13 protein-coding genes are annotated in these 12,046 nt (G+C 50.9%); 4 read left to right on the forward strand and 9 right to left on the reverse strand.

Annotated features, from left to right (window positions below; all coding sequences use genetic code 11):
* Positions 1 to 29: 29 nt before the first annotated feature.
* Both Pan161_RS21005 and Pan161_RS21010 read right to left on the reverse strand, forming a co-directional pair.
* Positions 30 to 434, reverse strand: coding sequence for a DUF4259 domain-containing protein (locus Pan161_RS21005; protein ID WP_145230538.1), 405 nt, complete (start codon positions 432 to 434; stop codon positions 30 to 32).
* Between the two features lie 31 nt (positions 435 to 465).
* Positions 466 to 783 (reverse strand): hypothetical protein, encoded by a 318-nt coding sequence (locus Pan161_RS21010; RefSeq protein WP_145230540.1) that lies wholly within the window; start codon positions 781 to 783, stop codon positions 466 to 468.
* Positions 784 to 846: 63 nt separating this feature from the next.
* On the opposite strand from Pan161_RS21010, the gene Pan161_RS21015 reads away from it, so the two are divergent.
* Positions 847 to 1,350, forward strand: coding sequence for a hypothetical protein (locus tag Pan161_RS21015; RefSeq protein WP_145230542.1), 504 nt, complete (start codon positions 847 to 849; stop codon positions 1,348 to 1,350).
* Between the two features lie 100 nt (positions 1,351 to 1,450).
* Here Pan161_RS21015 and Pan161_RS21020 read toward each other — a convergent pair whose 3' ends face one another.
* Positions 1,451 to 2,140, reverse strand: a complete 690-nt coding sequence (locus Pan161_RS21020) for a coiled-coil domain-containing protein (RefSeq protein WP_145230544.1) — start codon at positions 2,138 to 2,140, stop codon at positions 1,451 to 1,453.
* Between the two features lie 411 nt (positions 2,141 to 2,551).
* On the opposite strand from Pan161_RS21020, the gene Pan161_RS21025 reads away from it, so the two are divergent.
* Positions 2,552 to 3,844: an EDR1-related protein gene (locus Pan161_RS21025; RefSeq protein ID WP_197995442.1), complete on the forward strand. Its 1,293-nt coding sequence runs from the start codon at positions 2,552 to 2,554 to the stop codon at positions 3,842 to 3,844.
* 11 nt (positions 3,845 to 3,855) lie between these two features.
* Here the strand turns inward: Pan161_RS21025 and Pan161_RS21030 are convergent, their stop codons facing one another.
* Positions 3,856 to 5,031 carry a glycosyltransferase gene (locus Pan161_RS21030; RefSeq protein WP_145230548.1) on the reverse strand — a complete coding sequence of 392 codons (1,176 nt, stop codon included), beginning with the start codon at positions 5,029 to 5,031 and terminating at the stop codon, positions 3,856 to 3,858.
* An 18-nt stretch (positions 5,032 to 5,049) separates the two neighbouring features.
* Positions 5,050 to 6,249: an L-2-hydroxyglutarate oxidase gene (lhgO, locus tag Pan161_RS21035; RefSeq protein WP_145230550.1), complete on the reverse strand. Its 1,200-nt coding sequence runs from the start codon at positions 6,247 to 6,249 to the stop codon at positions 5,050 to 5,052.
* 123 nt (positions 6,250 to 6,372) lie between these two features.
* On the opposite strand from lhgO, the gene Pan161_RS21040 reads away from it, so the two are divergent.
* A complete protein-coding gene (locus tag Pan161_RS21040) occupies positions 6,373 to 7,746 on the forward strand; it encodes a dipeptidase (RefSeq protein WP_145230552.1) in 1,374 nt (457 codons plus the stop codon).
* Between the two features lie 119 nt (positions 7,747 to 7,865).
* Here the strand turns inward: Pan161_RS21040 and Pan161_RS21045 are convergent, their stop codons facing one another.
* Positions 7,866 to 8,534, reverse strand: coding sequence for a nitroreductase family protein (locus Pan161_RS21045; protein WP_145230553.1), 669 nt, complete (start codon positions 8,532 to 8,534; stop codon positions 7,866 to 7,868).
* A 245-nt stretch (positions 8,535 to 8,779) separates the two neighbouring features.
* On the opposite strand from Pan161_RS21045, the gene Pan161_RS30665 reads away from it, so the two are divergent.
* Positions 8,780 to 8,923, forward strand: coding sequence for a hypothetical protein (locus Pan161_RS30665; RefSeq protein WP_197995443.1), 144 nt, complete (start codon positions 8,780 to 8,782; stop codon positions 8,921 to 8,923).
* A 433-nt stretch (positions 8,924 to 9,356) separates the two neighbouring features.
* On the opposite strand, the gene Pan161_RS21050 is transcribed toward Pan161_RS30665, so the two are convergent.
* The 3 genes from Pan161_RS21050 to Pan161_RS21060 all read right to left on the reverse strand — a co-directional run bounded on the left by Pan161_RS21050 (position 9,357) and on the right by Pan161_RS21060 (position 11,891).
* A complete protein-coding gene (locus Pan161_RS21050) occupies positions 9,357 to 10,700 on the reverse strand; it encodes a DUF1501 domain-containing protein (RefSeq protein WP_145230555.1) in 1,344 nt (447 codons plus the stop codon).
* Between the two features lie 136 nt (positions 10,701 to 10,836).
* On the reverse strand, positions 10,837 to 11,580 hold the full coding sequence (gene folK / locus Pan161_RS21055) for a 2-amino-4-hydroxy-6-hydroxymethyldihydropteridine diphosphokinase (RefSeq protein WP_145230557.1): 744 nt from the start codon (positions 11,578 to 11,580) through the stop codon (positions 10,837 to 10,839).
* A 137-nt stretch (positions 11,581 to 11,717) separates the two neighbouring features.
* A complete protein-coding gene (locus Pan161_RS21060; protein ID WP_145230559.1) occupies positions 11,718 to 11,891 on the reverse strand; it encodes a Flp family type IVb pilin in 174 nt (57 codons plus the stop codon).
* Positions 11,892 to 12,046: the final 155 nt, after the last annotated feature.

The following is a 12,046-nucleotide window of genomic DNA, read 5'->3' on the forward strand; positions in this document are numbered from 1 at the left end:
TGGTAACAGGTAGTTTGATATTCTGTTATTCAGGCATTAAACGCGTGGATCATGCGTTCGATGTTGCCTTTCCATTCGGGATACTCTGTGCTGTTTTCTGACCAGAGTTCATTCAATTCCGAATTCTTCGAAAGTACTCGATTCAATCCCAGCACACAGACTGGCTTTAAGTCGGTCACATCCAGACCGCGATGGTTCTGAACCCATTCCTGGAACTCGACAGGCGGGCTGTCTCTGACTTCAAATAAAAGTGAATACACGGTTTCCGCGGCTCCCAGGATCGAACAGCAGTCGTCGTATTCCAGGTAGTCATCGGAATCTTCAGGCGTTAAGGATTCGCGTAGAAACTGAACCGTGTTTTTGGCAGTGTACAGGTCATATGCCCAGTCGCAGGTGCTGTCATCTTCAAAGGTATTATATCCCCAGGCGCCCATTAAATTCTCCACTCCTGTTGTTTATTTTGATTTAACCATCGATGATCGTACCGTCCGCATGAACCGTACGGCTGTGCAACAAGGCTCCTTTTTCATCATACTCGTTATGGAATTCCTGATCCTGCTTTCCCTTCCAATCAAAGATCACTCCTGTCACAAAGCCAATCTTCTGTTGAACGCGATAAGCATCCTCATCGATAAGCGGATGCGAGTTGCTGTAGTATTCGTCCACAGGGAGCGATAATTTGAAGAGTGACCTGTGTGAAATGTCAAATGCTTCCAGTTGCACTGAAGCCGCAGGCCCAGACTGAGGCTCTGCAGATTCTTTTTGCGGATCTGATTTTTTCATTACGAAATGTGCCCGTCGCATCTTACTGAAAACGTGATATGATCATTCTCAGGAAATCATAACATGAACAATGAACCGTTACAGAAAAAAAAGACTGCATTTTCTACTTCGAAATGGTTTTTCCATAGCTGTTGTACGCTGGCGTTACTGATTTTTCTGGGGTTCATGATCTGGCCTGTTTATGTCTATCCGCCCTCACATCGGGAAGACACGCGTACTTTAAAAACAATCTATGCCATGACTCCCCAGTTTCTGGAAGAACAGAATCGTGATCTGGCGGAAATGAATGGGCCTGTGCAGTTTGAGGACTCTCCTGAATGGTCTGAGACTTCAAACAGCCCTTTCATCTGGTTCACTCAACCGGCGTCCGGTGATCTGATGCAGGTTCTGCATCCCCGATTAATCAAACCGGAAGCGCGAACGGCAGATTTTGTCGAACGCTTTTATGTCGCAGCCCGCGAGCCAGATGGGTACCATAGTCGCTGGGTCCTGATGAATACAGGTCAGCCACGCTATGTAAAAGATGCCTGGATCCATTGGGATTCTCAGACAATAGTAGAACAGTGACATCAAACATCTTGCTTCAAACAGAGATAAAAAAACAACCCGGACCTTGCGATCCGGGTTGTTAAATCGTGAATGCGGACTGATCCGTTTATTTCGTGGTTTATTTGTTGATCAGCGTTTTCACTTTATCAAGTTCCTGCTTTGCTTTCTGCAGGTTCTGTTCTGATTCAGCGATATCTTTTTTCTCAGCAGCCAGTGATTCTTCTGCGTCTTTCACTGCTTCCTGAGCATCTTCTTTGTCGGCTTCACTGGTTTCACTCAGCTTCTTTTTCGCAGCAGCGAGAGTCGCTTCCGCTTCGGTGACTTCAGCCTGTTCTTCTTTCAAAGCTTTTTCGGCTTCCATCACGTTTTCCTGAGCGTTCTTCAGAGCTTCCACTTTCGTTTCGGCTAATCGGTTTCGCGCTTCCGTCACACGTTCTTCAGCCTCTTTTTTTGCTTCCGCAACATCTTCTGCATTGGCTTTTTTGGCCTGAGCAAGTGACTCGTTCAGCTCACGCTGTGCTTCATTCACATCGCGCATTTCTTCACTGACTTCAGCCGATGATTCACGTTCCTGACGGGCTTCCTGAACGTCTTGCATTTCTTCTCGAATGTTTTCGGTGCCGACACGCCTGGTTTCGTGCATCTCAGCAGTTGCTTCCTGTTCGGCCTGAGCGATCTGCTCCTGACCTTCCATCCTGGCTTCGTCCACATTCTTGCGGGCCTGCTCAATGGACTCCGAATTGGTCTCACAACCGACGAGAACCAGAGCAGCCAGTGCCGATGCAGAACTTAGTTTCAAAAATGACATGTTTTTCTCCTGTAAATTGTTCAATTGTATTTGGCTGGGGTTTATTTGGCTGAGGCTTCCCCTCGTGAGCCTTGTTTGTATCTGGTGATATCTCCTATGACTCACTTTGTTGTGAATACTGTTATGCAGATTCTATGCCAGTATTCAGCAACACCTCAGAAACAGGGACTAAATACATTTCAGTACGTCAAAAGGGCATTTCTGACGAACGATCAGCGTTCAGTCAGGTCGTTCAGCATACACAGAAAACGTGGTTTACCCGTCTGCAGAGGAGGTGAGCTCCTGTCTAATATGAATTCCCGAAGCGCTTTCTTGATTCGTAATTTGACATGTAATACCATTTCAAAACCTGAACCGTCTCAGATCCGCCAGCGACCGAAACAGATATGCTTTGAAAATGGACTGAACCACATGCGTCGAACCCAATTCGCCAGTCTTCTCATCCTGCTTGTTTTAATACTGTTCGCATCCCGGGTCGGGGCACAAACAACCCTGATTCCATTTGGTAAGGAAAGCACATGGCGATACCAGGATGACGGCCAGCCGTTGCTCCCTCATTGGATTGAACCGAAATTCGACGATTCGAAATGGAAATCTGGCACTGCACCACTGGGATATGGAGAATCGGATATCAGTACCACATTAAATTTTGGCAGTGATCCACAGAAGAAAACGATCACAGCCTGTTTTCGGCACTCGTTTGATATCACAGACGCCAGCCAACTCAAACAGCTGGTATTCATGATTCGCAGCGACGATGGCTGTGTTGTCTATCTGAACGGGAAAGAGGTCATCCGGCACAATCTTCCCCAGGGTCAGATCACAGCAGACACGCGTGCCTTGAAGCGATCCGACGGCCTGGAAGAACGGCTCTACCAGTATTTTAAAATCGATGCGGCTCATCTGGTATCCGGCGCGAATGTGATCGCGATTGAAGTTCATCAGGTGGATTCCCGCAGCAGCGACCTCTTTCTGGATCTGGCTTTGCGTGGCTACCCTGATGATGATTCCTTACGTCCCAAAATGCGGGAACAGGCGCGCCAGGCGACCGTGGATTATCATTCCACACATTTCGTCGGGCCGAAAATCAAAATCCGGGACGGATATGTAGACGGCGGTCGGGGAATGAAGCTGGATGAAAAGGGACAGGCATTTTCCCGGCGCGAGCTGATTATCGTCGACCGCCAGCGTGACGCCGCCCTCAAACAACATCTGGATTTCGCTCATTCCGAGGAATTAAAAGCATTAGTGCCACTCAAACGGGCGACTCGGCTGGCCAAATATGTGGACCAGAATATGTCGCTCGACAAAAACAACCGCTGGAGCACGCCCGCAGTCGTACTCCTGACCAGAGAATATGCGAATGAGGGGGTCATGCTGGGCGATGTGACTCGGCTGTGTGGCGCGGGTGTCTGTCGCCATCGGGCCCTGCTGTTCAAACTGCTGGCCGACGAGGCGGAACTCGACGTGGCGCTGGTCCGCGGCAATTATGGTGATGCCAGCCGTGTGGGCGGACATGCCTGGAACGAATTGTACCTGCCCGATGGCAGACGTTTCATCATTGATACCATGCAGCGACGGATCGTAAACCTGGGATCGGATGGCGGCCAGACCAGCAGCCGCTACCTGACGGTCAAAAATAAACCCTGGTATCCAAAATCAAAACCCGCTGAAGCAGAACAGCCCCAGAACTCTGCGAATTAAGCTCCCACGCTTCAATACAGGTTCTTCTTCAGCACATCCAGGGGATAGATGGTATCCCTCCAGCGGACGCCGCCGTTTTTGAGCGTGATATAAGCCGAGCGCCAGATGGCAAAGGCGAGTGCCAGCGACGAGAAGAACAGCAGCGGCGTCACGCGGAGCCCTGAAGCGAATAGAACGGCAATCGTGGCATAACAGAGATGCAGCAGGCCGACAGTGATCAGAAAGCCGATCGTCTGTGATAGCGGGTACAGAAACGGGACGATAAAGGGTGCAATAAAAAACAGCAGAAATGCCAACGTTGCCAGGGAGACTAACGACAGGGAATAGTGAAATGAGGCGAACGAGTTTTTTTCAACGCCGGTAATCACACCCCACGCAGAAGGCTGCCAGCGGACCTTGAGCTGTTCGATGCCCAGATAAAAGTCCTGTTTATAATAATAGTTTTTAATCAGTTTGCCGAGTTTAATGTCATCCAGTACATCCAGTTTAATCGCGGCGTGCCCGCCGATCTGCTGATAGACTTCGGTACGGACCAGATTGAAGGCGCCGATGCCGATATAAGCGAAATGCCAACGAGTCGGTACCAGCCAGAGAAACATGCCGCCAGTGAGCAGGAAGCCGAAGAATGTAATGAATGCCATTTCGATCAGCCCGCCCCGCGCCAACTGAGGCAGCAGGCAGAGGTGATCCAGTTTCTGATGCAGGAAGACCCGCGTCGCTTCTGAAATCGCGTTTGGATCGAAGATGATATCGCCGTCCGTAAACAACAGCAGTTCGCCGGTTGCCTGCTTGGCGGCCTGATGCATGGCGTGTGATTTTCCCAGCCAGTCCGCAGGCAGTTCTGTGATGTGGACGATCTGCATGCTGGCGCGATCCTGGTTTGCGGCCTCTTTCGCCACACGTTCCATGATCGCACCGGTTTCATCAGCGGAACGATCATTGACGGCAATGATTTCCAGATGCGGATAGTCGGAAGCCAGTAGTGAGTTGAGGGTGACTTCGATGGTTTCGGCTTCGTCTTTGGCGGGAACAATCACGGAGATCTTAGGCCAGACCTTAGGAATATCCGTCTCGGGTAGACAGCGGGTAATGCGCTTGCGAATCATCATGATAAGCGAAGGAACCAGCAGGATCGTCCAGAAGACAATGGTGGCGTAGCCCCAGTAAGTGATGATCGATGCCTGCATGGAGTGGTGTTCTTTCCGTTATTGAATGCGGGTTGCAAGCAGATCCGTGATCATCGAGCCGATCCGCAAAGAGGATGTCGCAGCCGGCGATGGTGCATTCAAAACGTTAATCATGCGGTCGGATTCATCAATCAGAAAGTCATCCACGAGAGTTCCATCGGGGGCGAGCGCCTGGGCACGCACTCCCGCGGGAGCCGCTTTCAGATCGTCCGCTTTGATTTCGGGAATCAGTCGCTGCAGTTCATGTACGAATGCCGGTTTGCTGAAGGACCGCCACATTTCTTTCAGGCCGGTCTTCCAGTATTTGAATGCCATCTTGCGAAACCCGGGATAGGTGGCCGCTTCGAACAGATCCCCTATGTTAACATTTGTCTTCTTATATCCTTCCCGCGCAAAAGCCCAGACGGCATTCGGACCGCATTCGACACCGCCGTGAATCATTTTGGTAAAATGCACGCCGAGAAACGGGAACTCGGGATTGGGGACCGGATAAATCAGCGCTTTGCAAAGATGTTCCGCCTCCGGTTTGAGCACATAGTATTCGCCACGAAAGGGGACGATTTTGGATTCCGGTTTCGAACCGCCCATGCGCGCCACGCGATCGCTGAACAGTCCGCCACAGTTGATGACCTGCTTTGCAGAAAAGTCACCCTGTTTTGTATTGATGGTGATTGAGTCGGCGTGATGCTGAATGCCTGTGACTTCCGCACCGGTCAGAATCTGATTCTCTTTCTCCTGAATGCGTTCGGCGAGCCGTGCGGAAACCTGTTTGTAATCGACAATGCCGGTCTCCGGAACATGGATGCCTCGAATGCCGGCAACGTGCGGTTCCAGTTCTTTGACGCGTTCTTCCCCAATCAATTCACAGGTAACGCCATTTAGTTGTCCCCGTTCAAATATGCGATCGAGGGCGGAAAACTCCCGCTTGTCGACAGCCACGATGACTTTTCCGCATTGATCTCGGGGAATTTCTTCCGCATCGCAGAATTCTTCCATCGCACGTTTGCCTTCACGACAGTTGATGGCTCTGAGTGACCCCGGTTTGTAGTAGATGCCGGAATGCAGCACGCCCGAATTATGCCCCGTCTGGTGTTGGGCGACCTGACTTTCTTTCTCGAGGATCAGAATCGATTTGTCCGGGAACCGCTGACTGATCTGCCAGCCGGTAGCCAGCCCAATGATTCCCCCTCCAATTATTGCGACATCTACTGTTTTCATGGACGACTTCTATACTCAAATGATCCAAGGGGAATTATACTCAAAGTTCACGACGTCATTCGCAGAGTCTCTCTCACCTTCAATGATATCATAACTTAGCAGGATCAAGGTTACAGGAAAACAATGGTTGAGCAAGTTCGCAGTTATTTAGAGCAACATCAGGATCAGGCTGTCAGTGAGCTGATCGAATTCTTAAAGATCCCCAGTGTCAGTGCCGACTCAACATTGAAATCGGAAACAAGACACGGTGCTGAGTTTGTACTGAAACAGCTGGAAGCCGCTGGCATCGAAAGCAGGCTGGTGGAAACCGCCGGACATCCGATTGTGTCCGGTTCCTGGAAAAAAGCAGCCGGAAAGCCGACGGTACTGGTATACGGCCATTACGATGTGCAGCCCCCCGATCCGCTGGATCAATGGACGACGCCCCCCTTTGAACCGGATATTCGCGACGGACACATTTACGCCCGGGGCGCGACTGACGACAAAGGGCAGATGTATACACACATCAAGTCGGTCGAAGCCTGGATGAAAACACACGGCGAACTGCCTGTGAATGTGGTCTTCGTGATTGAAGGCGAAGAAGAAGTCGGCAGCGACAACCTGGATCGTTTTCTGGCAGAGAACAAGGATCTGGTTGCCTGTGATATCGCGGTGATCAGTGATACCAGCCAGTATGCACCGGGCATCCCTGCGATTACTTATGGTCTGCGGGGTATTCTGGCCTGTGAAGTAATTGTGCGTGGTCCGCGTCAGGATCTGCACAGTGGCGTATTTGGTGGTGCAGTGACAAACCCGGGCAATGGTCTGGCGAAGATGGTTGCAGCGTTACACGATGATCAGGGACGCGTGCAGATTCCCGGCTTTTATAATGGCGTGCTGGAACTGACCCAGGAGGAGCGCGAGCAGTTTGCAGCCCTGCCTTTTGATGAAGCCACGTTCATGAGCAATCTGGGTGTATCTGAGGTCGCCGGTGAAGCAGGCTTCTCGACGCTGGAACGCCGCTGGGCACGACCCACGTGTGATGTGAACGGCATGATCTCAGGATACACGGGGGAAGGTCCCAAAACGATTGTACCAGCTCAGGCGCGCGTGAAGATCAGCTGCCGCCTGGTTCCCGATCAGGATCCCAAAGCCTTGACGCAAGCGCTGGAGCAGTTTCTGCGCGATCAACTGCCGCCGGGACTGACGATGGAATTCATCGACTTCCACGGCTGCCGCGGTCTGGTCTTTGATTTCAACAGCCCTTATATGTCAGCAGCACGGACGGCCATTGAACAGGCATTCGGAACGTCACCTGTGATGATTCGCGAAGGGGGATCGATTCCCGTCGTCGAAACATTCCAGTCACTGGTCGGCGTGGAGACGCTGCTGCTGGGCTGGGGTCAGAATACGGACAACCTGCATAGCCCGAACGAACGCTTCTCGCTGGAATCGTTTCGGCAGGGGACCCTGGCCAGTGCCCTGCTCTGGCAGGAACTGTCGGAAATTCAGGTGTGACTTTCACGACCATGAAAAAGACGAACGTGTATGATTCATGGATAAATAATATTTGTCTTGGGTGGGAATTGAGTGAGGAATATGTATCGAAAAAGTGAATGAGTCTTAGCTGATTGTTCTCAAAGGGTCACTTCGCGAATCCACTGATCACTCCGGTCGTTTCGCAGGCTGCCCGCTTTGCGTTCTTTGGAATCATCCATCATTTCCGGGTACTCAATGAAGACGGCTGCCAGTAAGCGTTCCTGTTCTGGAATGCCCAGATAATTGAACATCTCTGGTCCCCGGAGTTTTCCGCCACTCGACCAGTAGTTTCCCATACCATGGGCAGTCAGCATCAGTAACAGATTCTGGACCATGGCTGAAGCCGCTGCCAGATGCTCTTCGTCACGTGCCAGTTGCGTTTCACGGTCGATTTTTGAAGTTTGCTGTGATTCAAGGTCATAGAACTCTGGCAACCATGTTACAAGTACTAACGCACTACAAGCGGCTGCCAGCCTGGGGCCTTTTGAGGTGACGTGTAACTCATCACGCAGATAAATTGCAGCCTGTTTTGCTTCCTCATGCCATAAAACATGTGCACGCCACGGTTCCGCTAAACCATCGACTTTCCGCGGATAGTGAAAAGGAGCCCAGCCCGCGGTCTGAATTGCCTGGAGTACGATTTCTCGATTGCGTTCTGCTACGTCAGCGGGAACAGGCCGGATTGACTCAATATCACAGAGTACTTTTTCCGTTCTGCGAGCTCGGATGATGGTTTCTACTGTCTCGGGTGTCGATTTGTCGGGCATCGTCGATCCTAAAAGTCACTTCGCTTGGCAAAGCAGACGTATGTAATTTCAAAATGATGATCACTGTGGTTTGAAAGTGTATTTGGCAGAATTTTCAGAGACAAGTACAGCGTGATGTTTTTATAGATTGATGTCACTTTTCGTGCGTTTTCAATATACCTGCTCAATTCCCTTTTTGAAAACGCTACTGCAGGGTGGGGAAGACTGTCCCTGCCCCCTGCTCTGGCAGGAACTGACGGAAATTCATGTCTGAGCTTCTGTTGCTTTCTGGTAGAATTAATAATCAGTTCCCGATTTATTGCAACGTTAAACCGAAAGCCATGTCAGCTGCCTGTAGTGCAAACTTGAAAAAAATGATTTTATTTGAGTCAGGCGCAATGCTGGCGTGAATCGGGTCTGAAATCGCAGTTTTGGACTTCAAAATGGAAAGGAATGCGTATTAAACCGGTTGATAGATAGTGAACGTTTTGAAGGAAAACCAGGGAGTGACACAAAAACCCCGTAAAACAAGGATCTTATAAGGTACTGAAATCAACAGGGGGGGAAACTGTTCCCTATCTGAAAACGGTGCTACGCGCGCGACGCATAACTCGTAGTTTTGGAAAGAGCACGCAGGCGTCAAGTCGAAAAAATGCAGTGCGTAGAGGTATCCCTGTTGCGGGGAGCTTATTTCTACCATGCCTGCTTCGAAAAGTATGAAACAGGGGAGTATTGAGCATTCTGGGAAAAGCAGAAATAGAAAGCTTTATTTTTGACGGGCAGACACATGAGTCTTCCACGACACTGCCTGCAGAACTCGCTGAAAAGTTCTTACAGCCCCGCTCAGACGAGTTCGGGCATGACTTTGTACTGGTTGGTATCGACCAGATAACGGGGACGTCCCTGCAGGTCATCGACAGTCGCGGTTTCGACATTGATGCCCAGGTTGTGATAGAGGGTCGCGAAAACTTCCTGGAAATGAACCGGGCGGTCTTCTGCAGATTCTCCCAGTCGATTGGTGGAACCGATAATCTGGCCGGTCTTCATGCCGCCACCAGCAACGACAGCAGTAGAGACGCGCGGCCAGTGATCGCGGCCGGAGTTGGCGTTGATCTTGGGGGTCCTTCCGAATTCGCCCCAGACGACAACAGTGACATCGTCCAGCATATCACGATTTTCCAGATCTTCAATCAGTGCCGTCACCCCCTGATCGAGCATCGGCATGTCTTCGCGACCGCGTTTAAAGTTGCCGCCATGCCAGTCCCAGCGACTGAAGGCCAGCGTCACACAACGGGCACCCGCTTCAATCAGACGACGGGCGGTCAGAAAATCATCGAGCAGTTTGGGGCCACCATCGGCGCGAAGCTGTTTGGTCCCCCGACCGTATCGATCGCGAAGTTTCTGATCTTCCTTGGAAAGATCAAGAGCATCGGCGAGTTTGCTGGAAGTGAGAATGCCAAAAGCCTGTTGGTTGAATGAGTCGAGACCTTCCATCATGCCGGACGCATCGACCTTACTGCGGAACTGATCGAGCGAACTGAGTACTTTTTTACGGTTATCGAGCCGATCAAGGGTAACGCCATTCAGCGTCATATCAGCCATGCCTTCACCGTTCGGACGGAATGGTGCGTGAGCCAGACCGAGGAAACCAGGATCTCCGGCGCGGGCCCATTCCATGTGCCCCATCTTGGGAGAGAGGCCGAGGAACGGCGGTATCGACGGATCGACGGGACCGTATTTTTTCGAAAGGACCGAACCTAAGCTGGGCCAGCCACCCAGGGGCTGGTTCCTAAAGCGTTGACCGGTGAGACACTGAAAGGCATCGTGTCGACCATCGGAACCAACCATGGAACGGATGAAAGCGAACTTGTCAGCCATCTGCGCCATGCGCGGAAACTGATCCCCGATTTCGACGCCGGGAACGTTTGTTTGAATTGCGTTGAATTCGCCGCGAATTTCGCTGGGGGCATCGACTTTAATATCCCACATATCCTGATGAGGAGGACCTCCCGGCAGGAAGATCATGATGATCCCTTTGTGTTTCTTCCGCTGTGGGGAAGAATTCTCCGCCTGTAGAATTTGGGGAAGCGACATGCCGCCTAAAGCGAGGCCACCAATCTGGAGAAAGTTCCGCCGTGTAATCTGATCGCAAAACTTACTTTTTTGAGAACCCAGGATCTTGAGCATCGTGTCAGGTCTCCAAATTCGAAAAGGTGGGAGGGCAAAGGCAGGTAAGACTGACTCAATCAAATCGTCATTATCTGATTTCGAGCAGCCCTATTAAAAATATCGGCGAGCCCTTATCTATAAGTATAGACGATTTTTACTGGAAATCCAGCGCAGATTGCAAAACATGAACGATCCGTTCACTGTTTTGCTGGTATTCGGAGAGGTTTAGCCGGGGAATCAGGGGTAAATCTTCAAATTTTGTGGGTGAAGCCGGAGATCCGAGCCAGGCGATCAATGCGGGTTCCTGTGAGGTTGGAGCGACTGAACCCTGAGTTTCCCAACTGGAAAACTGCACCTCAGGATACTGTTGCCGCAGATTTTTAATCAAGATTGCGGCTTCTTCAGACGGGAGCCCCGCCAGTACAAATTGAAAGGGTTTTGCCAGCAGACGCTGGCGTAATTCCTGAATCGTAATCTGTTTCTCCGGATGAATGACATCGGCGGCGATTTCAGCCAGGGGATCCAATACGAACCGTCGATACCAGCAAGCCGGATGCGGGACCACCAGATCTTTCGTGTGAATGATTAACTGGTCAAAGAGCAGCAGATCCAGGTCGAGCGGACGAGCGCCCCAGCGGACTTCTCTGATGCGCCCCATGTCTGCTTCCAGTTGTTGTAACACGGAAAGCAGAGATTCGGGGGAAAGTGTTGCGGAAAGATGCGCAGCGCCATTCAGAAATGGATCGGCCGTCTGATCACCCACGGGTGCGGTTTCGATCCATTGGCTGGTTTTGATGACAGAAATTTCCGGATGCTGATCGAGGTGTTCCAGCGCCAGGGAGAAGGTTTCGCGGACAGGACCCTGATTTCCACCCATTGCAATATAGCAGTCAGGCATAGCGGTTCCGGGAGTGTTGAATCAAGAACGGAGGTTAAAACTCCCTGCAGTGTAATGGAATAGCGTAGAAGTGCAATTCTGCAGAACGCAGAAGAATCAGGTGGGCACAGGATGAATGCTGGATTCAGAACAGACGATTACATGCCGTGATTTTGCATCTCGGTCGTCGCATTTTCAAACAGGGCATTCGTACGGGTTCCAACCGCGGCAATGGCGGCGATACAGACCATCACAATGGCAGCCAGCATGACAGCATACTCGACAGCGGTAGGACCATCTTCTTCTACAAGAAATTTTTTGAGATACTGCATGACTACAATCCTGTCAGATGTGTGACAATCTGAAAGTCGTCTTCCAGATTAACGGACCGACAATTGATGTGACTCATTTTCTATAAGCAGAGTCCGATTTAATAAAGCGTACCTCACGTTTGACAACTGATACCGAAAAAACTCTTTCTCCTGCT

Origin of the sequence: Gimesia algae (genome assembly GCF_007746795.1) — a bacterium.
Classification (GTDB): domain Bacteria; phylum Planctomycetota; class Planctomycetia; order Planctomycetales; family Planctomycetaceae; genus Gimesia; species Gimesia algae.